At 49.7% G+C, this 21,541-nt stretch carries 21 protein-coding genes and 9 pseudogenes; 13 read left to right on the top strand and 17 right to left on the bottom strand.

Translation table 11 applies throughout. The features are described from left to right. Positions 1-2 precede the first annotated feature (2 nt). The 4 genes and pseudogenes from ACQGXV_RS11195 to ACQGXV_RS11180 all read right to left on the bottom strand — a co-directional run. A pseudogene (locus tag ACQGXV_RS11195) lies at positions 3-1,032 on the bottom strand (AEC family transporter). A 175-nt stretch (positions 1,033-1,207) separates the two neighbouring features. Next, positions 1,208-1,954 (bottom strand): annotated as a pseudogene (gene ugpQ, locus ACQGXV_RS11190) (glycerophosphodiester phosphodiesterase). Continuing rightward, entirely contained in the window at positions 1,954-3,027 is a 1,074-nt protein-coding gene (locus tag ACQGXV_RS11185; RefSeq protein WP_440866413.1) for a sn-glycerol-3-phosphate import ATP-binding protein UgpC, read from the bottom strand. The pseudogene ugpQ and the gene ACQGXV_RS11185 overlap by 1 nt, the downstream one beginning before the upstream one ends. A gap of 6 nt (positions 3,028-3,033) precedes the next feature. Then, a pseudogene (locus ACQGXV_RS11180) lies at positions 3,034-3,237 on the bottom strand (glycerol-3-phosphate transporter); the annotation flags it as partial. A gap of 35 nt (positions 3,238-3,272) precedes the next feature. On the opposite strand from ACQGXV_RS11180, the gene ACQGXV_RS11175 reads away from it, so the two are divergent. Both ACQGXV_RS11175 and ACQGXV_RS11170 read left to right on the top strand, forming a co-directional pair. After that, positions 3,273-3,638, top strand: a complete 366-nt coding sequence (locus ACQGXV_RS11175) for an IS630 transposase-related protein (protein ID WP_440862584.1) — start codon at positions 3,273-3,275, stop codon at positions 3,636-3,638. Further along, positions 3,562-4,095, top strand: a complete 534-nt coding sequence (locus ACQGXV_RS11170; RefSeq protein ID WP_440862665.1) for an IS630 family transposase — start codon at positions 3,562-3,564, stop codon at positions 4,093-4,095. The genes ACQGXV_RS11175 and ACQGXV_RS11170 overlap by 77 nt, the downstream gene beginning before the upstream one ends. Positions 4,096-4,178: 83 nt before the next feature. Here the strand turns inward: ACQGXV_RS11170 and ugpA are convergent, their stop codons facing one another. Then, the gene (ugpA, locus tag ACQGXV_RS11165; RefSeq protein WP_440867378.1) at positions 4,179-5,024 is read right to left on the bottom strand and encodes a sn-glycerol-3-phosphate ABC transporter permease UgpA; all 846 of its coding nucleotides are present in this window, start codon (positions 5,022-5,024) and stop codon (positions 4,179-4,181) included. A gap of 34 nt (positions 5,025-5,058) precedes the next feature. Here ugpA and ACQGXV_RS11160 point away from each other — a divergent pair, with 34 nt between their 5' ends. Both ACQGXV_RS11160 and ACQGXV_RS11155 read left to right on the top strand, forming a co-directional pair. Beyond that, positions 5,059-5,424 carry an IS630 transposase-related protein gene (locus tag ACQGXV_RS11160; RefSeq protein WP_440862584.1) on the top strand — a complete coding sequence of 122 codons (366 nt, stop codon included), beginning with the start codon at positions 5,059-5,061 and terminating at the stop codon, positions 5,422-5,424. Next, on the top strand, positions 5,348-5,881 hold the full coding sequence (locus ACQGXV_RS11155) for an IS630 family transposase (protein WP_440867377.1): 534 nt from the start codon (positions 5,348-5,350) through the stop codon (positions 5,879-5,881). The genes ACQGXV_RS11160 and ACQGXV_RS11155 overlap by 77 nt, the downstream gene beginning before the upstream one ends. Positions 5,882-6,038: 157 nt before the next feature. On the opposite strand, the pseudogene ACQGXV_RS11150 reads toward ACQGXV_RS11155, so the two are convergent. Then, positions 6,039-6,596, bottom strand: a pseudogene (locus ACQGXV_RS11150) (extracellular solute-binding protein); the annotation flags it as partial. 85 nt (positions 6,597-6,681) lie between these two features. On the opposite strand from ACQGXV_RS11150, the gene ACQGXV_RS11145 reads away from it, so the two are divergent. After that, positions 6,682-7,527, top strand: coding sequence for a transposase family protein (locus ACQGXV_RS11145; RefSeq protein ID WP_440866412.1), 846 nt, complete (start codon positions 6,682-6,684; stop codon positions 7,525-7,527). On the opposite strand, the gene ACQGXV_RS11140 is transcribed toward ACQGXV_RS11145, so the two are convergent. Continuing rightward, the gene (locus ACQGXV_RS11140) at positions 7,524-8,735 is read right to left on the bottom strand and encodes an IS256 family transposase (RefSeq protein WP_440862551.1); all 1,212 of its coding nucleotides are present in this window, start codon (positions 8,733-8,735) and stop codon (positions 7,524-7,526) included. The genes ACQGXV_RS11145 and ACQGXV_RS11140 overlap by 4 nt on opposite strands. A 212-nt stretch (positions 8,736-8,947) precedes the next feature. After that, a pseudogene (gene ugpB, locus ACQGXV_RS11135) lies at positions 8,948-9,727 on the bottom strand (sn-glycerol-3-phosphate ABC transporter substrate-binding protein UgpB); the annotation flags it as partial. A 551-nt stretch (positions 9,728-10,278) separates the two neighbouring features. On the opposite strand from ugpB, the gene ACQGXV_RS11130 reads away from it, so the two are divergent. Then, positions 10,279-11,322, top strand: coding sequence for a methyl-accepting chemotaxis protein (locus ACQGXV_RS11130; RefSeq protein ID WP_440866411.1), 1,044 nt, complete (start codon positions 10,279-10,281; stop codon positions 11,320-11,322). Here ACQGXV_RS11130 and ACQGXV_RS11125 read toward each other — a convergent pair. Continuing rightward, positions 11,315-12,480 (bottom strand): IS3 family transposase gene (locus ACQGXV_RS11125; protein ID WP_440866410.1). Its coding sequence is split into 2 segments (ribosomal slippage): positions 11,315-12,237 and positions 12,237-12,480, totalling 1,167 coding nucleotides; the frame shifts between segments, so codons are not numbered across the junction. The genes ACQGXV_RS11130 and ACQGXV_RS11125 overlap by 8 nt on opposite strands. Before the next feature lie 71 nt (positions 12,481-12,551). After that, a pseudogene (locus tag ACQGXV_RS11120) lies at positions 12,552-12,899 on the bottom strand (ABC transporter substrate-binding protein); the annotation flags it as partial. A gap of 747 nt (positions 12,900-13,646) precedes the next feature. Between ACQGXV_RS11120 and panM the strand changes: the two are divergent. After that, positions 13,647-14,048 carry an aspartate 1-decarboxylase autocleavage activator PanM gene (gene panM / locus ACQGXV_RS11115; RefSeq protein WP_440867376.1) on the top strand — a complete coding sequence of 134 codons (402 nt, stop codon included), beginning with the start codon at positions 13,647-13,649 and terminating at the stop codon, positions 14,046-14,048. A gap of 265 nt (positions 14,049-14,313) precedes the next feature. Here the strand turns inward: panM and ACQGXV_RS11110 are convergent, their stop codons facing one another. The 7 genes and pseudogenes from ACQGXV_RS11110 to ACQGXV_RS11080 all read right to left on the bottom strand — a co-directional run bounded on the left by ACQGXV_RS11110 (position 14,314) and on the right by ACQGXV_RS11080 (position 18,115). Continuing rightward, positions 14,314-14,712 (bottom strand): helix-turn-helix domain-containing protein, encoded by a 399-nt coding sequence (locus tag ACQGXV_RS11110; protein ID WP_440867375.1) that lies wholly within the window; start codon positions 14,710-14,712, stop codon positions 14,314-14,316. A gap of 171 nt (positions 14,713-14,883) precedes the next feature. Further along, positions 14,884-15,006 (bottom strand): hypothetical protein, encoded by a 123-nt coding sequence (locus ACQGXV_RS11105; RefSeq protein ID WP_440866409.1) that lies wholly within the window; start codon positions 15,004-15,006, stop codon positions 14,884-14,886. A 317-nt stretch (positions 15,007-15,323) separates the two neighbouring features. Beyond that, positions 15,324-16,058 (bottom strand): annotated as a pseudogene (locus ACQGXV_RS11100) (IS5 family transposase); the annotation flags it as partial. Between the two features lie 9 nt (positions 16,059-16,067). Further along, positions 16,068-16,409, bottom strand: a pseudogene (locus tag ACQGXV_RS11095) (transposase family protein); the annotation flags it as partial. Between the two features lie 27 nt (positions 16,410-16,436). Next, positions 16,437-17,596 (bottom strand): IS3 family transposase gene (locus ACQGXV_RS11090; protein WP_440866408.1). Its coding sequence is split into 2 segments (ribosomal slippage): positions 16,437-17,341 and positions 17,341-17,596, totalling 1,161 coding nucleotides; the frame shifts between segments, so codons are not numbered across the junction. 60 nt (positions 17,597-17,656) lie between these two features. After that, on the bottom strand, positions 17,657-17,788 hold the full coding sequence (locus tag ACQGXV_RS11085) for a hypothetical protein (protein ID WP_440866407.1): 132 nt from the start codon (positions 17,786-17,788) through the stop codon (positions 17,657-17,659). Then, positions 17,789-18,115, bottom strand: a complete 327-nt coding sequence (locus ACQGXV_RS11080) for a helix-turn-helix domain-containing protein (RefSeq protein WP_440866406.1) — start codon at positions 18,113-18,115, stop codon at positions 17,789-17,791. It lies immediately after the preceding gene. A 29-nt stretch (positions 18,116-18,144) separates the two neighbouring features. On the opposite strand from ACQGXV_RS11080, the pseudogene ACQGXV_RS11075 reads away from it, so the two are divergent. From ACQGXV_RS11075 to ACQGXV_RS11050, 6 genes and pseudogenes are all read left to right on the top strand, one after another. Beyond that, positions 18,145-19,008, top strand: a pseudogene (locus ACQGXV_RS11075) (IS256 family transposase); the annotation flags it as partial. Next, positions 18,971-19,117, top strand: a complete 147-nt coding sequence (locus tag ACQGXV_RS11070) for a hypothetical protein (protein WP_440866405.1) — start codon at positions 18,971-18,973, stop codon at positions 19,115-19,117. The pseudogene ACQGXV_RS11075 and the gene ACQGXV_RS11070, both read left to right, overlap by 38 nt. Before the next feature lie 32 nt (positions 19,118-19,149). Beyond that, positions 19,150-19,515: an IS630 transposase-related protein gene (locus tag ACQGXV_RS11065; RefSeq protein ID WP_440862584.1), complete on the top strand. Its 366-nt coding sequence runs from the start codon at positions 19,150-19,152 to the stop codon at positions 19,513-19,515. Continuing rightward, complete coding sequence (locus tag ACQGXV_RS11060) at positions 19,439-20,047, top strand: IS630 family transposase (protein WP_440867374.1); 609 nt, start codon at positions 19,439-19,441, stop codon at positions 20,045-20,047. The genes ACQGXV_RS11065 and ACQGXV_RS11060 overlap by 77 nt, the downstream gene beginning before the upstream one ends. Before the next feature lie 148 nt (positions 20,048-20,195). Continuing rightward, positions 20,196-20,702, top strand: a complete 507-nt coding sequence (locus tag ACQGXV_RS11055; RefSeq protein ID WP_440866404.1) for a transposase — start codon at positions 20,196-20,198, stop codon at positions 20,700-20,702. Between the two features lie 143 nt (positions 20,703-20,845). Next, a complete protein-coding gene (locus ACQGXV_RS11050; RefSeq protein WP_440866403.1) occupies positions 20,846-21,478 on the top strand; it encodes an aminotransferase class III-fold pyridoxal phosphate-dependent enzyme in 633 nt (210 codons plus the stop codon). Positions 21,479-21,541: the final 63 nt, after the last annotated feature.

Raw genomic sequence — 21,541 nt, 5'->3', positions numbered from 1 at the left:
CGCTACAGACTCACCCCCATCAGCGCCAGAATCAGCGCTGTCGATAGCAGCAGGCTGGCGGCAATGGGGCCGCCCAGCACGTTAAACTGGCACGACATCAGGTAGAGGTTAACCCCTACCGCCATTGAGCCCAGCAGAACCACCACGCGGGTTTCCATTTCCGGCAGCCCAAGCATTACCGCCAGCCCCCAGATAACCAAAGGCTGCACCAGCAGTTTGAGCACACATATAGCCAACCGACTTAAAAATGATTACATCCTATGCCCTGATATGCGGCAAAGAAGCATAGCTGGCTGTTATCAAAATAATGTCGCTTGGCTATACTACGGCGCTGATTTGCCAGCCATCGCGCACCCGGTATTCCGCCAACCCCATACCGAGTGAAATCAACGAGAGCGGCACCGCCGCCTGTGACAACATCCCTACCGGCTGATCGACAAAGTCCGGTAGGGAGAACCCGGTCAGGCTGAACAGCGTGCCGGACAAGATACCGATGATCAGCGGGTTTTTCAGCACCCCGACCGCCGTTTTGCCAAATCCTTGCAGCGACAGCGAGCCGTTGCGCGCCCACTCCACCGACACGGTGACGAGCGTCCACAAAATCAGGCCGTTAAACACCAACACCAGCGCCACGGAAGGCACTGCTTCTTCGCCAAGAATCGTGGTCGCCAGCGGCAACCCCAGCATAACGTTGTTGGAAAAGATACCGCTCAGCGCAAAAACCGAGCCGGAGACGCCATCCAAATCAAACACCTTGCGGGCAACGATACGGCCAATCACGAACACGATCAGGCAACTGCCGAAAAACGCGATCAGCAACCGGGCATCCACCGGGGGGCGTTTGGAAAAATCACTCATCATGCGGAACAGCATGGCAGGCAGGGCGACAGAGAAGACAAAGCGACTGACGCCATCGGTAAAGGCAGTGGGCCATTTGGCAAACCGGATCAGGCTGTAGCCAAGAATAATCAATACAAACAGCGGCAGTGAAATCACCACCTGGTGCCAAAAGGAGAGTACAAAGGGGGGCATAGGGTAATACTTCAATGCCTCACTCAGCAGCGCCAGATAGCCTGATTAATGTAAGCGCCCACTAACAAGTCCGGACACCTCAGGCAACCTCGCGCATACGGAAAGGGGCGCCATCACCGGCTTGTTAGACGAATTATTATCTCCCCTGAGCATCGCTCAGGGGATGTGGGCGGATTTAGCCGGCGACAAATTCCGCGCCGATTAAATCTATCCGGTCTGTACAGATACAGTCAACGCCCCAGGCCAGCAAATCACGCGCGCGCTGGCGCGTTCACGGTATAGACCAAAATGCGCAGTCCAGCCGCTTTCAGTAGCGCCACCCGTTGCGCATCCAGCAGCTCATGGTTGAGGTGAATAGAAACGCAGCCAAGATCGCGCGTCAGACGCAGCCAGTCTTCTTCCCATTCATCCAGCAACAGCCCGCGCGGCAGCGCTGGCACCGCCTGCTGTGCGGCGGCCAGTGCGTCAACGGAGAAAGAAGAGAGCAGCGGCTCAATCGGGTGATCGCGCCACAACTGCGCCGCCGCTTGCGCGACCATGCGACCGGTGAGGGTTTCTTGCCCGGTAGTAGGTTTGATCTCGATATTGGCCGCTAAGCCTACTGCTTGCAGCGCGACGCCACTTCGGATAACAGAGGTAAGCGCTCACCAACAAATTGCGTGTTGTACCACACACCCGCGTCCAACCCCACCAGCTTATCCCAAGGCAAATCGCCCGCCACGCCCCAGCCGTTAGTGGTTCTCTCCAACGTATCATCATGCAGCAAAAAGATTTCGCCATCCTGAGAGAGCTTGGCATCAAACTCGATCATTTTATGCCCGTGATGCGCCCCCATATCGATGGCGGCCAGCGTGTTCTCCGGTGCCAATGCGCCGCCGCCGCGATGGGCGACAATTGCCGGATAAGGCCACTGTTTTTCCATTATTCCACCCGCAATCCGCTTTCAGTATCAAAGAAATGCCACGCCTGCGCTGGCAGAGCCAGCCACAAGGTGTCGCCGCGCGCCGGGCACTGCTCGTGGGAAAGGCGCACCACTACCCGCTGTTCCCCCCATGCACCGTGCGCCAGGTTATCCGCGCCCAGCAGCTCAAGGGTGGTCAGCAATAGCGGTATGCCACCCGCCTCACGCGTGGTCAACTGAATATGCTCCGGTCTGACGCCCAACGTCAATGCCCGTCCGCCCCACGCGTGTTTTGCCACCGGTAACGGCAAGACAAACTCCGCGCTGAACATAAACTGCGTGCCGTCATCGCTAATGCGCCCAGCCCACAAGTTCATGGCGGGAGAGCCGATGAAACTGGCGACGAACAGCGAGGCCGGGCGGCGATAAATTTCCGTCGGCGGCCCAATCTGTTCGGCAATCCCTTTGTTCATCACAATCACGCGTTCTGCCAGCGTCATGGCTTCCACCTGATCGTGTGTGACATACAGACTGGTGGTGCGCAAGCGCTGATGCAGTTGCTGGAGCTCAAGCCGCATCTGCACACGCAGTTTAGCATCCAGGTTGGAGAGCGGTTCATCGAACAAAAATACTGCGGGCTCGCGCACGATAGCGCGGCCCATGGCGACACGCTGACGCTGTCCGCCGGAAAGCTCGCGCGGTTTACGCTGCAACAGTGGCAAAAGCTCGAGAATACGCGCAGCATCTTCAACACGCTGGCGGATTTGCGCCTTACCAAACCCGCGGATTTTCAGTCCATAGGCCATGTTGTCATAGACACTCATGTGCGGGTACAGCGCGTAGTTCTGGAATACCATGGCGATACCGCGATCTTTCGGTTCCCGCTCGGTCACCCGTTCGCCATCAATATAAATATCACCGCTGGTGTTGCGTTCCAATCCGGCCACCATGCGCAGCAGGGTTGATTTCCCGCAGCCAGAAGGCCCCACCATCACCACAAACTCACCGTCTGCCACATCCAGATCGATGGGCTGAATTACCTGTGTTTTACCGTCATAGGATTTGGTGACGGCCTGAAGTTTTAAACCAGCCATATCGTTTTATTTCTCACTATCCACCAGACCACGCACAAACCAGCGCTGCATCAACAGCACTACCAACAGCGGCGGCAACAACGTCATCAACATCGCCGCCATCACGTGGTTCCACTGGGTGGCAACATCGCCAGAGGCGATCATGCTTTTCAGCCCGGCCATGGCGGTGCCAAGATTAACGTCGTTGACGATCAGCAGCGGCCAGAGATATAGCTAAACGACTTAATTTTGATTACATTATTTAAATGAGCTATTCAATTGATTTTAGACGTAAAGTGATATCTACACGGAAAAACGAAGGGTTGAGTATCCGAGAAACAGCGAAGCAATTTCGGATTGGCCCTGCCTCTGTATCGCGTTGGATTAATCAAATAGAGTCAAAAGCATCGACCACGCGTCAGCGAAAGATCGATAAATCCGAGTTGATAAAAGATGTTGAACAATATCCAGATGCTTACCAAAAAGAACGTGCAGAGCGTTTTGGCGTTTGTCAGAAGGCCATTTGGCAAGCGCTTAAAAAGCTGGGATTGACCTATAAAAAAAACTCTACGTCATCCGAAAGCCGACGAAAACGCCCGGCAGGGATTTCAACAAAAAAAACAACAGTATGAAAAAGAAGGTAAACCTATTGTTTTTATTGATGAAAGTGGTTTTTCACACGATGCCCCACGGACTCACGGCTATTCCCCAAAAGGTCAACGGTGTTTTGGCCTGAAGAACTGGGGAGCTAGGGGAAGAACAAATGTTATCGGCGCTTTATTAGGCACAACGCTGTTTGCTATCGGATTATTTGATATCAATATTAACAGCGATGTTTTCTATGCCTGGGTCACACAAGTCCTTATCCCAGTACTCCCTAAAAACAGTGTAATCATGATGGACAATGCCACTTTTCACAAAAAACATAATATTCAACAAGTCATCATCGATGCAGGGTATATGGTGGAGTATTTGCCTACATATTCGCCAGATCTTAACCCAATTGAGCATAAATGGGCACAAGCAAAAAGCAAAAAAAGAGAGATGGGTTGCGATACAGAGAGTTTGTTCTCAGTCCATATGGTGTAATCAAAATTAAGTCGCTTGGCTATATCAACATCAAGTGGCTGAACATATCCAGCCCACGACGATTTTCGATCATCGGTTCCCCCTTAATAATTGACCTTGCGTTCCACAAAGCGGAACTGAAGGACTGTCAAACCCACCACCAGCAGCATCAACACCACCGACTGCGCCGCAGAGCTGGAAAGATCCAGACCGGCAAACCCTTCACGGTAGATTTTGAAAATCAGGGTAGTCGTGGCCTGCATCGGACCACCCGCCGTGGCGGCATCGATGATGGGAAAGGTGTCGAAAAAGGCATAGACCAGATTGACCACCAGCAGAAAGAAGCTAACCGGAGAAATCAGCGGCAGCACCAGATTGAAGAAACGGCGCACCGGGCCTGCGCCGTCAATGGCCGCCGCTTCCACCAGAGAGCGCGGAATGGACTGCAACGCAGCCAGAAAAGACAGAAAGTTATAGCTTATCTGCTTCCAGATAGACGCCAACACCACCAGAAACATCGCCTGTCCACTGTGGGTGGCGTGATTCCAGTCATAACCCCACTGACTTAAGCCATAGGTGATTAATCCGCCGGGGCTGAACAAAAACATCCACAGTGCGGCCGCTACCACAGGCGCTACCGCGTAAGGCAGAATAAACAGGGTTTGGTAGAGGCGGCGACAGCGCAGCACATAATCCACCAACGCCGCCAGCAGTAACGACACGCCCATGCCGCACACCGTTACCAGTGAACTAAACACCAGTGTGGTATAGAACGCGTCCAGATAGTAACTGTCGTTCATCAGGTTGCGGAAGTTTTCCAGACCGACAAACTCGCTAGAGAGGCCAAAGGGATCAATACGTTGCGTGGAGTACAACAGCGCCTGACCAGCAGGCCAGATAAAGAAAATCACCGTAATAGCCAGTTGGGGAAACACTAACGCATAAGGTATAGCTAAACGACTTAATTTTGATTACATTATTTAAATGAGCTATTCAATTGATTTTAGACGTAAAGTGATATCTACACGGAAAAACGAAGGGTTGAGTATCCGAGAAACAGCGAAGCAATTTCGGATTGGCCCTGCCTCTGTATCGCGTTGGATTAATCAAATAGAGTCAAAAGCATCGACCACGCGTCAGCGAAAGATCGATAAATCCGAGTTGATAAAAGATGTTGAACAATATCCAGATGCTTACCAAAAAGAACGTGCAGAGCGTTTTGGCGTTTGTCAGAAGGCCATTTGGCAAGCGCTTAAAAAGCTGGGATTGACCTATAAAAAAAACTCTACGTCATCCGAAAGCCGACGAAAACGCCCGGCAGGGATTTCAACAAAAAAAACAACAGTATGAAAAAGAAGGTAAACCTATTGTTTTTATTGATGAAAGTGGTTTTTCACACGATGCCCCACGGACTCACGGCTATTCCCCAAAAGGTCAACGGTGTTTTGGCCTGAAGAACTGGGGAGCTAGGGGAAGAACAAATGTTATCGGCGCTTTATTAGGCACAACGCTGTTTGCTATCGGATTATTTGATATCAATATTAACAGCGATGTTTTCTATGCCTGGGTCACACAAGTCCTTATCCCAGTACTCCCTAAAAACAGTGTAATCATGATGGACAATGCCACTTTTCACAAAAAACATAATATTCAACAAGTCATCATCGATGCAGGGTATATGGTGGAGTATTTGCCTACATATTCGCCAGATCTTGACCCAATTGAGCATAAATGGGCACAAGCAAAAAGCAAAAAAAGAGAGATGGGTTGCGATACAGAGAGTTTGTTCTCAGTCCATATGGTGTAATCAAAATTAAGTCGCTTGGCTATAACCAGCTACGGCCAAAGACAGGGCGGGATGAGGTCATGCCACATACTCAATCAATGAAGGGGAAAACAGGGCAACAGAAGTCGCCCTCCGTCATTCCCGCCTGCGCGGGAATGACGAGAAAGTGCCTGAAACCTTACTTGGTGGACTGCTCGAAGCGACGCAACAACACGTTGCCGCGTTCAACCGCGGTATCCAACGCTTGCTGCGGCGTTTTCTTACCGGTCCAGACGCTTTCCAACTCTTCATCCACGATGGTACGGATCTGCGGCATATTGCCTAAGCGCAACCCTTTGGTGAACGCCAACGGCGGCTTGTTCAGCATCTGACGCGTCGCAATGTCCGCACCGGGGTTCTTCTCATAAAAACCCTGCTGCTTAGTCAGCTCATACGCGGCGGTAGTGATCGGCAGATAGCCGGTCTTCTGGTGCCATTCGGCGGCCATTTCCGGCTGCGCCAGGAACTGCATAAACTGCGCGACGCCTTTGTAAGTGGCATCGTCTTTGCCGCCCATAACCCACAGGCTGGCACCGCCAATAATGGCGTTCTGCGGCGCGTTCGGCACCTCAGCGTCATACGGCATCATTCCTACGCCATAGTTGAATTTAGCGTGAGCGCGGATGTTAGCCAACGAACCGGACGATGCCGTGGTAATGGCGCAATCACCGTTGTAGAACTTCTCAGTCGACTCATCAAACTAGTTGCTGAATAGAGACTTGCATTTTTTGTCAGGCTATTGAGAATAAAAAGAGGTTTAACTTAGAGAATAAAGGTTTGAAATGAGCAACAAAGAGCGGTTGTTACGAGATAATCGTTTATGTAAAGCAATCATTGGATTATCAGTCGAAGAATTGAAAAATTTAGCCGCTGAATTTTCAGCTTGTTATTTGATTTATCGGAAAAAGAATCGAAAAGATCACGAGCGGCAGATGGGTGCAGGGCAGAAAGGATTTATCCCAACCCCATTAGATAAACTGCTTTTTATTTTATTGTATTTAAAATGTTATCCGACCTATGATTTGCAAGGACTTCTTTTTGGTTTAGATAGAACACGGGTATGTCGCTGGGTAAAAATATTATTGCCGGTTTTAGAGATGACCTTGGGGCGAGAATGTGTTTTGCCCGCTCGTCAAATTCGCTCTGCTGAGGAATTTTTTCGCGCCTTTCCTGGAGTTAAAGACGTCTTTATTGATGGGACAGAGCGACCTGTCCAAAAGCCTAAGAATCTGCGTCGGCGAAAAAAAATGTATTCGGGAAAGAAAAGACAGACCACTCGAAAAGGGCTTATTATTACTGACGAAACAAGGCAAATTGGATTTATCCCCATGAGCAAAAATGGGCGCCGTCACGATAAACGCTTACTCGATAAAGTCGATATAATTCGCCATATTCCTCCTGAGGTAACCATCTGGGCAGATACCGGTTTTCAAGGTATAGATAAACAGCATCCTAATACACAAATCCCAAAAAAAGGAACTCGAAAAAGACCTTTATCGCCTGAACAAAAACAAGAAAATAAAATAATCTCGGGCATCCGTATTACAGTTGAACACGCCATCGCGGGTATCAAGCGCCTCGGTTGCAGAGTCTGTAAAGAATTTTGTGTAAATGGCTCCATTGCTTAACCGGAGATTCGTTCTCCATACATCAACATGAATTGGCTCATAGCAGGTTTCCAGTCTCTGATTGGCAAGGTCCATTTAGCAGAGATATTATGCAAGGCTAGATAGAGTAATTTTATCACCGAGTCATCCGTTGGAAATATTCGTCGCGTTTTCGTTATCTTGCGCAATGAAGCATTTAACGACTCTATCGCGTTGGTGGTGTAGATAACCTTGCGGATCTCCGGCGGAAAGTCAAAAATGACGATGAGACGTTCCCAATTATTTCTCCACGACGGGCTGATCGTCGGGAACTGTTCATCCCATTTGGCCGCGAAGGCATCCAGGGCCTCTTCAGCGCCCTCTAGCGTTGCGGAACTATAGATGGTGCGCAGGTCAGCAGCAACGGCCTTACGCTCTTTCCAGCCGACGTAGCGCAGCGAGTTCCGCACCTGATGCACAATGCAGAGCTGTACCCGCGTATGCGGGTAAACAGCTTCAATGGCATCAGGAAAGCCTTTCAGGCCATCGCAGCAGGCGACGAAGATGTCCTTTAGCCCACGATTTTTCAGTTCTGTCATCACAGATAACCAGAACTTGGCCCCCTCAGTTTTGGCTATCCATAGCCCCAGCAGCTCTTTTTCGCCCTGGCCGTTGACGCCGAGGGCCAGATAAACAGACTTGTTGGCCACGGCTCCGCCGTCCTGGCTTTTGACAACAATACAGTCAAGGTAAACAATGGGATAAAGCGCATCCAGCGGCCGTTGCTGCCAGCGCTTAACTTCATCCATCACAGCATTGGTCACTTGAGAAATGAAGCCAGCGGAAACATCGACCCCGTAGACTTCTTTAAAGTGTGCCTGAATATCACGGGTTGATAACCCTCTGGAATAGAGAGAAATAATGCGGTCATCGAAGCCGTTAAGCTGTTTTTCGTGCTTACCGATCAGTGTCGGCTCGAAGGTACTGTTGCGGTCGCGCGGAATATCGAGCTCGATCTCCCCATTTTGGCTACGTACGCTCTTGGATGTCTTGCCATTGCGTGAGTTGCCTGAATGATTACCAGCCGGGTCATGCTTAGCATACCCAAGGTGCATCTCCATCTCAGCTTCAAGAACCCGTTCCGCCAGTCTTTTAGTCAGCACCTTGAGTAGGCCTGATTCACCCAGCAGATCCTGAGGGGAGTGACAATCTTGAAGCAGTTGGTCAATAAGTTCGTTGCTGATAGGCATTTTGTTATCCTTTGAAGGTTTTCCTCAAAATGCCATTTACACAGATTATTTTACAGTCTCCGGTTGCATGACCCAAATTTTACGGAATCGTAGACCCTTTATTGATGATACCTTCTTACTCCTTAGCGCCGGTCTTTGGAATTTCCATCTCAGAACAGCGTAAAATTTACTTCAATCACCGAAACACCCTTATTTCACTATTAAGCAACACGCTTATCCTTGCGACCGTAGTAGGTGAAGTCCCCTTTCTTGTTCATGTCCTGCAACAGCTGGATATGTTTGATTTGCGTCGGCTTGTTGAATTCCAGCACCGCATCCGTGCCGTCGAAGCCGTTATTCTTACTGGCAATCGGCAAGGCATGCCAGGCGCTGAAGTTTTCAATCTGAATCCAACCCTGCCAGCCGCTGGCGTAGCCACACTTCATGCCTGCGGCGCGCAGTTTGGCCGTGTACTCCGCCATTTGCTGCCAGGTTTTCGGTGGTTGTTCCGGGTCCAGCCCGGCTTTTTGGAAAGCGTCTTTGTTGTAATAAAGCACCGGCGTTGAGCTGTTGAACGGCTGTGACAGCAGGTGCCCCGTTTTCGCGTCGGCGTAGTAACCGGAGACGGTTGGCACAAACACGCTCTCATCAAAATCGATCCCGGCATCTTTAAATACCTGATACACCGGTTTGATCGCCTTGCTCGCCATCATGGTGGCGGTGCCCACTTCATACACCTGAAGGATGGCGGGCGCGTTACCGGTGCGGTAAGCCGCAATCCCTGCCGCCAGGCTCTGCTCGTAGTTGCCTTTGTATACCGGCACAATTTTGACATCGGGGTGCGATTGGTTAAAACGCGTCGCCAGTGAATCCACCGTTTTCCCCAGTTCGCCTTCCATCGAATGCCAGAAAGGGATCTCGGTCACTGCGTTGGCGTTAGCCTGATACGCCAACGTCAGCGCCACCAGAACTGCCGCATTACGCAGCGTCCGTGTCTTAAGCGCGTTAAACATGCCTGTCTCCTGCCATAAAGGTGAGCACCTGTGCAAAGGGGTGCGTTTCTTGGTCGAGGGGTAACATGGCACGGACGCATGACAGCAAGATGACCAAACGATGACACCCGCATGACACCCTGCCCGTCACGCTTGCGTAGCAGAATTACCGACAAGATTTGTGGCCCATATCGCGGTCCGGAATAAATGTTTACCGACGGAGTGCCGATACCAAAGATATCATCTGTTTTTTTACTCATTTACCGCGTGAAATCACACAGCAAACGAATAATAAAGTAAATAACCCATTGATGATGCAAGCATAACTATCACTGTGCGTTCGTAACACCGTTCTCGTGAATGGACGCATTGAGCAATGCCAGGGTGACTCACCTCTTCTTATGCCGTGCAGAGGCGAACCTGCTTTACCGACAAACGGCTTTGTTGAATAATTTAACCGTTTGATTTACATCTTCTTTAGTTAGAATGCATTTACAGAGAATGTATTTTGTTAGAACGACAAATCAAATAGTTAGCACAATAAAAAGCATTCCGAGAGGAAAAATTAGTCGTTGAAATTTTATAATGCTTATATAAATCAGTATCTTAAATTATTCAACAAAGCCCCGACAAACTCGAAAAAAAATGGGGAACATATGCAGCGCATACGCAACATCAAATTGGGAACATTACTCGGCAGTGGGTTTGCTGCTGTGATCATTATCGGCGTACTGGTCGCGGGTTTTGGCCGCATGCATCTTGCCGGTTTGGGCCAAACCACTGACGGCCTGGCCAAACAGCACCTGAACAACCTGTTTGTATTACAGGAACTGAAAGACAACCTGAACGTCACCATTAAAGCCACGCTGCGCATGCTGCTGATGACAGACAAAAATGAGCTGAGCGACAGCCAGGCATTGATTGAAAAAACCAGCGCGCAAAACGGCAAACTGGTGGAGCAACTGGAAGCCAATCTGCATGCCAAAGAGATACGCGCCATCTTGGGAGAGCTTCAGCAAAATCGCGTCGCCTTTGCCAAACTGGGACGTGAAGCGATCGGCATGACGCTGACCGATCTTCAGACAGAAGCGGCGGTGCTGGTGAAAGGTCAGTTGGAGCCGGTGCAAACGGCCATGTTCGGCAACCTCAACACCATGATCAAACTGCAAAAAGATCTCACGACCCAGATAGCGACCAATGCCGTGGCTGAGGCCGAGGAGGATGGTAACAGCCTGCTGATGCTTGCGGCCATTTCCGCGCTGTTAGCCGCCGTTATCGCCTGGTTTATCACCCGCCATATTAAAAAGCTGCTGGGCGGCGAACCGCTCTACGCGATGCAAGTGGTACAAGAAATTGCGCAGGGTAATCTGGCCGTTCCGGTAACGCTCGCCGACGCGGATAACAGCAGCCTGCTGGCCGCCATGAACCATATGCGTGACAGCCTGAGCAAACTGGTGATTCAGGTGCGGGAAAGCAGCGAGTCTATCTCGACCGGTGCCAGTGAAATCGCCGCTGGCAGCACCGATCTCAGCCAGCGCACCGAAGAACAGGCCGCCAGTCTGCAACAAACGGCGGCCTCGATGGAGCAGATAAGCCAGACTGTAGTGGTCAACTAAATTTGGCCACCCTACCTGACTGTTGATGGAACAGCCGTTCTGATTCATTTGGTGTTAACCCACCGTTATACCAGTGAGGTCTGACATCGCTATAATAATGGGTTATGTAGCGAATAATGGATGATTGAGCAGTACTAAAGCTTTGGTAGCCAGTCGTTGGCACCCATTCAGTCTTCAGACTACGGAAGAATCGCTCCATCGGACTATTATCCCAACAATTTCCTCTGCGACTCATACTTTGGGTCATCTGATAACGCCACAATGTCTGCCTATACTGACGACTGGTGTAATGGCTTCCTTGGTCACTATGAAACATGACTTGTTTGGGATGCCCACGCAGTTCCCAAGCCATTTGTAGTGCTTTGGCTGTTAATTCTGAATCTGGCGAAAACGACATTGCCCAACACACGGGTTTTCGGGCAAATAAATCTAATACCACCGCCAGATACGCCCATCGGTCGCCTGTCCAAATATAGGTTACATCGCCGCACCAAACCTGGTCAGGCTTGGTAACAGCGAACTGCCTATTGAGCAGATTTGGAATATCAATACGTTCATTTCCACCGCGGTTGTATTGATGTTTTCTTGTTTGGCAACTAACGAGGGTTAATTCTTTCATCAACTTACCCGCTAACCACCGCCCAAGTTTCACGTCGTGTGTATTGGTAACCATCGTGGCGATAGTCCTTGCGCCCGCAGACCCGCCACTAACGTTCCACGCTTCGCTGACCAGGCTACGTTTTATCGTCCGCTCAATATCTGGCTCCTTAGGTCGACACCAATAGCGATAACTGCTTCGGTGAACATTAAAAATACGACACAACGCTTTCACTGGATAAAGCGCTCTTAGCTTTTCAACTACCGAGAATTTTTCAGTGAGTCGGACATTAAGAGCGCAGTAGCCTTTTTTAAGATGGCATTCTCCATTTCCAGTCGGTGGATTTTGTTCTTCATTTCTCTGAACTCAATTTGTTCAGGTGTTAATGGCAGACCAGGCGATGTTTTCCCTTGACGTTCTAAACGAAGGGCTCTTACCCACCGGCTAATCGCTGAAAGACTGACGTTCATGGCTTTCGCGGCTTCCTGGTAGGTATAATTTTGGTCAAGGACTAATTTGGCGGTTTCACATTTAAATTCAGCAGTAATTATTTTACTCATTTTGGCACCTATAAAAATTATGAGGTAAGCATATCACCTCTACTTAGGTGGCCAAATTCAGTATGCCACTACACAATATAGTTAGCGGCGGTCGGGCCCTGATCGGAATCCAGACCGGTGGTGCGTAACACCAGCTTGTAACCACGGGTGGTCAGATCCGGTGCAGTCGCCGCTGGCGTAATCATCAGCACGCCTTCGTCTTCATAGATATCAGAGGCCGGCTGGGTGGAAGAGGAGCACAGGTGACCAATCACGTAACGAATACCATCGTTAATCACTTTGTTGGCAACGGCAACCGCCTGTTTCGGGTCACAAGCATCATCATATTCCACGGCAACCAATTTGTTGCCCTTCACGCCACCTTTGGCGTTGATGTCAGCAATCGCCTGACGCGCACCGATAAATTCCATGTCGCCATGGCTTTGTTGAATAATTTAACCGTTTGATTTACATCTTCTTTAGTTAGAATGCATTTACAGAGAATGTATTTTGTTAGAACGACAAATCAAATAGTTAGCACAATAAAAAGCATTCCGAGAGGAAAAATTAGTCGTTGAAATTTTATAATGCTTATATAAATCAGTATCTTAAATTATTCAACAAAGCCTGTCGCCATACTGGGCAACCGGGCCGGACATGGCACCGACAACGGCAACCTTTATGTCTTTTGCATGGGCCATGTGTGCGAACGCTGCTGCCATACACCCTAACAGTACGACTTTACCTTTAGCTACTTTCATTCGATTCACCCTATCTGTCGTTATGGAGTTCGCCTGAAAACCTGTATCAACCCGCCGTACTCAATCTTTTTCTTATAAGTAAGAACAGGTTAGGCTTTTTATTAGCTATACTTCGCTAATAAGGCGTTATTTTTCATGTCATTAAACAGGAATTTTATGCTGCAAATCAACTACCGCAATCAGAAAAAAGCGGTGTAAACAGCATAAAACACCAGCCTTATAAGCCACTATTTATTTTATAGATAGTCAGTTATGCTGCTTTATGCGGCAATGGGCAACTCAATACTCGAAAAATCATCGGCGAGGAAAACATTTTCCCTATTAACCGTACAGAAAAACTTACACAACTGTTTATCTACATCGCTACTACATTATGCTTTAGGCTACAGCTATGCTTTATGCAAACGCATTGAGAGGGTTATCGAAATGAAGCTCGCCGTCGAATGTCTCTCGTTATTCAGCGACCAGGATAGAATTGATCTCGCCAAGATTTGGCCCCACCAGAATCTCGACCTACTGGAACAGAGCCTTGATCTGCACCAGCGCCTGTTCGCGTCACGTTTCAATGGCCGCCTGCTGGCAGCGGTAATGGTGGAAATTGATGGCGAATACGCGGAACTCGATGATCTGATGGTCAGAGAGGCTACGCGCCGCCGTGGCGTTGGCCTTCACCTGATTCAGGAAGTCGTGCGTCAACTACCGGACGTGAAGGAATTTTGGCTGACAGCAGCCGATCATGCTGGCGTTAATGAGACCGTGCTGGACCGCTTTATGGAAAGCTGTGGATTCTTTCCGGTGTCAGGAGGGTGGCTCTACACCCGAAGTTAACCGCTAACAAATGGCATGACGCTCCAATACGGCAGCAGAGCAAAGTCATGCCGAACCAGTACGCGTGATGGCACAACCGACGCGTACTGGTATTGCCCATCCCTATAAGCCGCTCATTGCACCCTCTTTAAAAATCGCTTCTTCTACTAAGAAAGGGCATCCTCTGAATAGCGGATCAGATATATTTCTTCCTTATAGCCAACCGACTTAAAAATGATTACATCCTATGCCCTGATATGCGGCAAAGAAGCATAGCTGGCTGTTATCAAAATAATGTCGCTTGGCTATACAGGTAGAACCAGTGACCCGCCGTCAGCGACTTCAGCCAGGTGATGTCCCACGACCACACCTGGTTCGGCGCGATCGCCTTCCATGTCGACAGCGGCTTACTTTGCGGGGCCTGCTGACGCCCGCGATGACTGACCTCTCCGGCACGGCGCAACACCCGGTAAAACGTCGATTCACTGGCAACGTAACGCCCCTCATCGGCTAGTGCCGGTACGATTTGCGCCGGCGACAGACTGGCGAATCGTGGCTCATGGCAGATGGCCAGCACCTGCTGTTCCGCTTCAGCACTGAGCCTGTTTTTCGGCATCGGCCGTGATGCCGTCGGTCGCCGGTCGTCAGGACTTAGCCGCCAGCGCTGGAACGTCCGCTCGCTAATACCTACAGACGGCTTTGTTGAATAATTTAACCGTTTGATTTACATCTTCTTTAGTTAGAATGCATTTACAGAGAATGTATTTTGTTAGAACGACAAATCAAATAGTTAGCACAATAAAAAGCATTCCGAGAGGAAAAATTAGTCGTTGAAATTTTATAATGCTTATATAAATCAGTATCTTAAATTATTCAACAAAGCCCCTACAGACCTGCAGGCATCGCTTTGCCGGACGCCGGCAGTGGCAGCCTCCTCCAGCATCTTCATCAGCCGTAACCTGTCGGCTGTGCGCGTCATTCGACCTCGCGTTCTTCGTCGAAGAACGCCTTGAGCTTTTTTTCCAGGATGAGCAGTGCCGCCGCTTCGGCGAGGGCTTTGTCCTTGCGGGCTATTTCACGATTAAGCTGCTGAATTTCTTTTTGTTGTTTCTTTATTAAGGCTCTTTCTGCACGCTGACCTGGCTGCATAAACTCGTCCTTCCACTGCTGAATCTGTTCAGGATAGAGGCCTTTACGGCGACAGTATAGCCAAGCGACATTATTTTGATAACAGCCAGCTATGCTTCTTTGCCGCATATCAGGGCATAGGATGTAATCATTTTTAAGTCGGTTGGCTATATCATTACTCCCGCTCAGACGCTGATTCGCCACCGCATGGTTACGTTCATAGTACTTGTCCGGCCAGTATTTCGCTCCGCTTCGCGGCGGGATAAGGGGCCTGATTTTCTTTCTCAGCAACGCATCGTGGCAGTAACGGGCGTCATAAGCACCGTCTGCTGACACTTCCCTGATTTTCCGGTGGGTTTGGTTAATCAGGCCCGGCAGTGCCTGCGCATCTGTCGTTCCGCTGAGCGATAAGTCGGCACAGATAATCTCATGCGTCGCACTGTCTGCTGCCAGATGAAGCTTGCGCCACACTCTTCGTCTGTCAGCCCCATGCTGCCTGACTTTCCATTCACCTTCGCCAAAGACCTTCAGACCGGTACTGTCGATGACCAGATGCGAGATTTCACCACGCGTTGGCGTTTTTATGCTGATACTGACGGTTTTTGCCCGCCGACTGACCAGAGAGTAGTCCGGGCAGCGCAGTGGCAGGCTCATCAGTGTAAAAACCGAGTCGACAAAGCCCTTTAATGCCCGGAGCGACAGGTTAAACACGCGCTTTATCATCAAAACCGTGGTAACAGCCATATCGGTGTAGTAAAGCGGCCGACCACGACCTTCAGGCGAAGAACTGTCAGTCCATGCAGCGATGGCCGACTCATCAAGCCAGACCGTCAGGGAGCCGCGTTGTCTGAGTGCTTTGTTGTAGGTGGGCCAGTTGGTGATTTTAAACTTTTGCTTTGCCATGGGGAGCTGCTATCGGGAGCGATGATAGTGCTTTGATCCGGCGATCCCCTGAAAGTTCGATTTATTCAACAAAGCCCTAAGGAGTAAGAAGGTATCATCAATAAAGGGTCTACGATTCCGTAAAATTTGGGTCATGCAACCGAGGCGCTTGATACCCGCGATGGCGTGTTCAACTGTAATACGGATGCCCGAGATTATTTTATTTTCTTGTTTTTGTTCAGGCGATAAAGGTCTTTTTCGAGTTCCTTTTTTTGGGATTTGTGTATTAAGATGCTGTTTATCTATACCTTGAAAACCGGTATCTGCCCAGATGGTTACCTCAGGAGGAATATGGCGAATTATATCGACTGATCTGGCCCAGACTTGGTGGACACGCCCTTAAGAGAGGACTTGTCGTTCAAATACCATCGGGCTGACATAGCCCAGCGTGCTATGCCGCCGTTTCTGATTGTAATCCACCTCAATGTAGTTAAACACCTCAGATTTCATGGTTTCCCGGTCAGGAAAGTGTTCGCCGTGGATCAGCTCCACCTTCAAACTGTGAAAAAAACTTTCAGCACACGCGTTATCATAATAGTTGCCTTTTCCACTCATGCTACATGTTAATTTACTGATTTTAATTAACTTCTGATAATCATCAGAACAGTACTGACTGCCACGATCCGAGTGGACGATGACGCCCTCTGGGGAACCCCGTCGGCTCAGGGCCATCTGCAGGGCATCGCAGACCAGGCCCGACTTCATCCTTACCGACATTGACCATCCCACAACGGCTCGTGAAAATAAATCAATTATTACAGCCAGATAAACCCAACCCGCTTCCGTCCATAAGTAAGTGATGTCACCGACCCATTTCTGGTTCGGGGCTGATGCTGTGAAATCCTGCTGTAGCAGATTCGGCGCCACCGGACGATTATGCTTCGAATCTGTTGTCACCCTGAATTTTTTTGCCGCTTTCGCCTTCAGCCCCTGCCGGCGCAGGCTGGCAGCGATGGTTTTGCGATTGTAATGATAACCGGCATCCTGCAGGTCCAGGCGCAGCCTGCGGGCACCGTTGCGTCCTTTCTGTTCCGTAAAGGCGCTGGCTACCCGGGTATCGCAAAGCTCCCGTCGCTGCTGTGAAACCGTTTTCTGCCCACATCGTCGGCTCCAGGCATAAAATCCGCTGCGGCTGACGACCAGAACACGCGCCATAGACTTAACCCGAAACTCAGCCTGATATTGTTGCATAAAGACGTACCTCACTTCAGGCGTCTGGCGAAGTACGTCGCGGCCTTTTGGAGGATGGCTAACTCCTCAGCCTGATCAGCCAGTTGACGTTTAAGCCTGACAATTTCAACAGATTGCTGCTGTTCACGTTCGGAGCAGGATAGCGCCATTTGCTGTTTTTTACGCCAGGCATAAAGCTGCGATTCGTGAAGATTCAACTCACTGGCTGCTTTGGCTACGCCAATCCGCTGAGCAAGTAGCAGAGCATTCTCCCGAAACTCGTCCGGATAGCGATTGTTGCTCATTTTACGACCGTTCGATTGAGTCATTTTCCACCTCTGTCAGCAATTTTACTCACTTAACAGCGTGTCCACGATCTCTGGGCCGGATCAGACTTTATCGAGTAAGCGTTTATCGTGACGGCGCCCATTTTTGCTCATGGGGATAAATCCAATTTGCCTTGTTTCGTCAGTCATAATAAGCCCTTTTCGAGTGGTCTGTCTTTTCTTTCCCGAATACATTTATTTTCGCCGACGCAGATTCTTAGGCTTTTGGACAGGTCGCTCTGTCCCATCAATAAAGACGTCTTTAACTCCAGGAAAGGCGCGAAAAAATTCCTCAGCAGAGCGAATTTGACGAGCGGGCAAAACACATTCTCGCCCCAAGGTCATCTCTAAAACCGGCAATAATATTTTTACCCAGCGACATACCCGTGTTCTATCTAAACCAAAAAGAAGTCCTTGCAAATCATAGGTCGGATAACATTTTAAATACAATAAAATAAAAAGCAGTTTATCTAATGGGGTTGGGAGATAAAGAGACTGTAAAATAATCTGTGTAAATGGCATTTTGAGGAAAACCTTCAAAGGATAACAAAATGCCTATCAGCAACGAACTTATTGACCAACTGCTTCAAGATTGTCACTCCCCTCAGGATCTGCTGGGTGAATCAGGCCTACTCAAGGTGCTGACTAAAAGACTGGCGGAACGGGTTCTTGAAGCTGAGATGGAGATGCACCTTGGGTATGCTAAGCATGACCCGGCTGGTAATCATTCAGGCAACTCCCGCAATGGCAAGACATCCAAGAGCGTACGTAGCCAAAATGGGGAGATCGAGCTCGATATTCCGCGCGACCGCAACAGTACCTTCGAGCCGACACTGATCGGTAAGAACGAAAAACAGCTTAACGGCTTCGATGACCGCATTATTTCTCTCTATTCCAGAGGGTTATCAACCCGTGATATTCAGGCACACTTTAAAGAAGTCTACGGGGTCGATGTTTCCGCTGGCTTCATTTCTCAAGTGACCAATGCTGTGATGGATGACGTTAAGCGCTGGCAGCAACGGCCGCTGGATGCGCTTTATCCCATTGTTTACCTTGACTGTATTGTTGTCAAAAGCCAGGACGGCGGAGCCGTGGCCAACAAGTCTGTTTATCTGGCCCTCGGCGTCAACGGCCAGCGCGAAAAAGAGCTGCTGGGGCTATGGATAGCCAAAACTGAGGGGGCCAAGTTCTGGTTATCTGTGATGACAGAACTGAAAAATCGTGGGCTAAAGGACATCTTCGTCGCCTGCTGCGATGGCCTGAAAGGCTTTCCTGATGCCATTGAAGCTGTTTACCCGCATACGCGGGTACAGCTCTGCATTGTGCATCAGGTGCGGAACTCGCTGCGCTACGTCGGCTGGAAAGAGCGTAAGGCCGTTGCTGCTGACCTGCGCACCATCTATAGCCAACCGACTTAAAAATGATTACATCCTATGCCCTGATATGCGGCAAAGAAGCATAGCTGGCTGTTATCAAAATAATGTCGCTTGGCTATATCAGGAAGCCGAGAGTCAGCGGGTATAGCTAAACGACTTAATTTTGATTACATTATTTAAATGAGCTATTCAATTGATTTTAGACGTAAAGTGATATCTACACGGAAAAACGAAGGGTTGAGTATCCGAGAAACAGCGAAGCAATTTCGGATTGGCCCTGCCTCTGTATCGCGTTGGATTAATCAAATAGAGTCAAAAGCATCGACCACGCGTCAGCGAAAGATCGATAAATCCGAGTTGATAAAAGATGTTGAACAATATCCAGATGCTTACCAAAAAGAACGTGCAGAGCGTTTTGGCGTTTGTCAGAAGGCCATTTGGCAAGCGCTTAAAAAGCTGGGATTGACCTATAAAAAAAACTCTACGTCATCCGAAAGCCGACGAAAACGCCCGGCAGGGATTTCAACAAAAAAAACAACAGTATGAAAAAGAAGGTAAACCTATTGTTTTTATTGATGAAAGTGGTTTTTCACACGATGCCCCACGGACTCACGGCTATTCCCCAAAAGGTCAACGGTGTTTTGGCCTGAAGAACTGGGGAGCTAGGGGAAGAACAAATGTTATCGGCGCTTTATTAGGCACAACGCTGTTTGCTATCGGATTATTTGATATCAATATTAACAGCGATGTTTTCTATGCCTGGGTCACACAAGTCCTTATCCCAGTACTCCCTAAAAACAGTGTAATCATGATGGACAATGCCACTTTTCACAAAAAACATAATATTCAACAAGTCATCATCGATGCAGGGTATATGGTGGAGTATTTGCCTACATATTCGCCAGATCTTAACCCAATTGAGCATAAATGGGCACAAGCAAAAAGCAAAAAGCAAAAAAAGAGAGATGGGTTGCGATACAGAGAGTTTGTTCTCAGTCCATATGGTGTAATCAAAATTAAGTCGCTTGGCTATATTCAGCCACAGCATGAGCAGAAAGCGGCGCGGTTTCAACGATAACGGCGAAGCGCGCATCCTGAGACCACTCCAGGTGGAGTTTACTCTCACTGGCTGCCGACTGAGTCGGAATTCCAGCCTGAGACCGCCAGCCATAAAGCGTATTGACGGGAATGCCTTCCAGGCGGGATATCTGGTAAATAGACTGACTATGCGGCGGCAACATTCTGGCGATCACAGCCGCTTTACGTTCTGGCGAATAGCTTCCCATGAACAGCTTCTCCAGCCCCCTAGATTTTTTTCACTCAGAGGCGACAACTACCCTGACATGGGGGGAAGCCGCATCAACCTGCGTTTTCTGGATCACCGGACGGGGAGGCATGAAGACCTGGCGCTCAGTCAGCGTGAGCTGATACTGCGGCTGATAAAGCATATACCGGAGAAGCATTTCCGGATGGTGCGTTACTTTGGTTTTCTGGCTAACCGCGTAGTGGGAAAACTGTTGCCTCTGGTGAGAAAAGCCCTGGGGCAGGATAATGTGAAAAAAGCAGCGCCAGTGACATACACAACGCTGAGTCAGGGATTACTGAATACAGACCCGTTTGCCTGCCTGCTGTGCGGGGCAAAAATGGCGTTCAGCCGGGCGCTGCCGGCAACGGCCCTGGAGAAGCTAATCGCGAACGCCGGGGAGATAGCGCGAATGCGTTACGTTGGATAATGCGGGGAAGCTCTGCCTGGAATTCGGCGATGTAATCAAAAAACGCGCAATGTGTTCAAAAATCACCCAAACACAGAGGCATTCACGATAAAAAAGCCGGTTTTCATCGTTGCCAGCCCCCGAAATCAGGGGCCCCAAAAAGTTTGAAATTCCTAGGCGTTAAATACGGCGTACTGTTGATCGCCGATGAAGTCGTCACCGGATTTGGCCGCAGCGGGGCGATGTTTGGTTCACGCGGTTGGGGCGTAAAACCAGACATCATGGTGTTTGCCAAAGCGCTCACCGCCGGATATGTGCCGCTGTCGGCGACCGTGCTGAATCAGCGTATCGAAGCGGCCTATCTGGACAACCGCAATGCGCGTGGGTTACTGATGACTGGCTTTACCTACGGCGGCCACCCGTTAGCCTGCGCCGCCGGGCTGGCAGTGTTGGATATTGTTGAGCGGGAGAATCTGCCAGCCAATGCCGCGCATCAGGGGGAATACTTGCTGGGTCAACTGCTGCCGTTTGAGTCACGTTTCCGCTCCGTAGGCAACGTACGTGGCAAAGGGCTGATGCTGGCGCTGGATCTGGTGGAGGACAAAGTGAGCAAGCGCGCATTAGCGCCGGATAACGGGCTGGCATTCCGTATTGCAGAAGCGGCACGCAATGCTGGCGCGGTAGTACGTCCGGTAGGACCGAGACTGGTGTTGGCACCGCCGTTAACCATCGATAAAGCCGGATGCGATACGCTGGTGCTGGCACTGCAAACCGCGTTTGAGAAGGAAGACCGGTAGCAAGGCAGCCGTAGAAAAAAGGGCCGTTCCTGCATGAACGGCCCTTATTTGTTTAGATGCTAC

Origin of the sequence: Symbiopectobacterium purcellii, assembly GCF_052050035.1 — a bacterium.
GTDB classification, from domain to species: domain Bacteria; phylum Pseudomonadota; class Gammaproteobacteria; order Enterobacterales; family Enterobacteriaceae; genus Symbiopectobacterium; species Symbiopectobacterium purcellii_A.
The sequence above is the reverse complement of the archived record's forward strand: the minus strand, read 5'-3'. Positions and strand labels throughout refer to the sequence as shown.

Excerpts from the sequence above, each read along its gene's own strand:
- panM (WP_440867376.1), top strand. The coding sequence starts at position 13,647 with ATGAAGCTCGCCGTCGAATGTCTCTCGTTATTCAGCGACCAGGATAGA.
- ACQGXV_RS11140 (WP_440862551.1), bottom strand. The coding sequence starts at position 8,735 with ATGCCTATCAGCAACGAACTTATTGACCAACTGCTTCAAGATTGTCAC.
- ACQGXV_RS11055 (WP_440866404.1), top strand. The coding sequence starts at position 20,196 with ATGCGGCGGCAACATTCTGGCGATCACAGCCGCTTTACGTTCTGGCGA.
- ACQGXV_RS11080 (WP_440866406.1), bottom strand. The coding sequence starts at position 18,115 with ATGCCATTTACACAGATTATTTTACAGTCTCTTTATCTCCCAACCCCA.
- ACQGXV_RS11085 (WP_440866407.1), bottom strand. The coding sequence starts at position 17,788 with ATGTATTCGGGAAAGAAAAGACAGACCACTCGAAAAGGGCTTATTATG.
- ACQGXV_RS11105 (WP_440866409.1), bottom strand. The coding sequence starts at position 15,006 with ATGACGCGCACAGCCGACAGGTTACGGCTGATGAAGATGCTGGAGGAG.
- ACQGXV_RS11160 (WP_440862584.1), top strand. The coding sequence starts at position 5,059 with ATGAGCTATTCAATTGATTTTAGACGTAAAGTGATATCTACACGGAAA.
- ACQGXV_RS11065 (WP_440862584.1), top strand. The coding sequence starts at position 19,150 with ATGAGCTATTCAATTGATTTTAGACGTAAAGTGATATCTACACGGAAA.
- ACQGXV_RS11175 (WP_440862584.1), top strand. The coding sequence starts at position 3,273 with ATGAGCTATTCAATTGATTTTAGACGTAAAGTGATATCTACACGGAAA.
- ACQGXV_RS11185 (WP_440866413.1), bottom strand. The coding sequence starts at position 3,027 with ATGGCTGGTTTAAAACTTCAGGCCGTCACCAAATCCTATGACGGTAAA.
- ACQGXV_RS11145 (WP_440866412.1), top strand. The coding sequence starts at position 6,682 with ATGAGCAACAAAGAGCGGTTGTTACGAGATAATCGTTTATGTAAAGCA.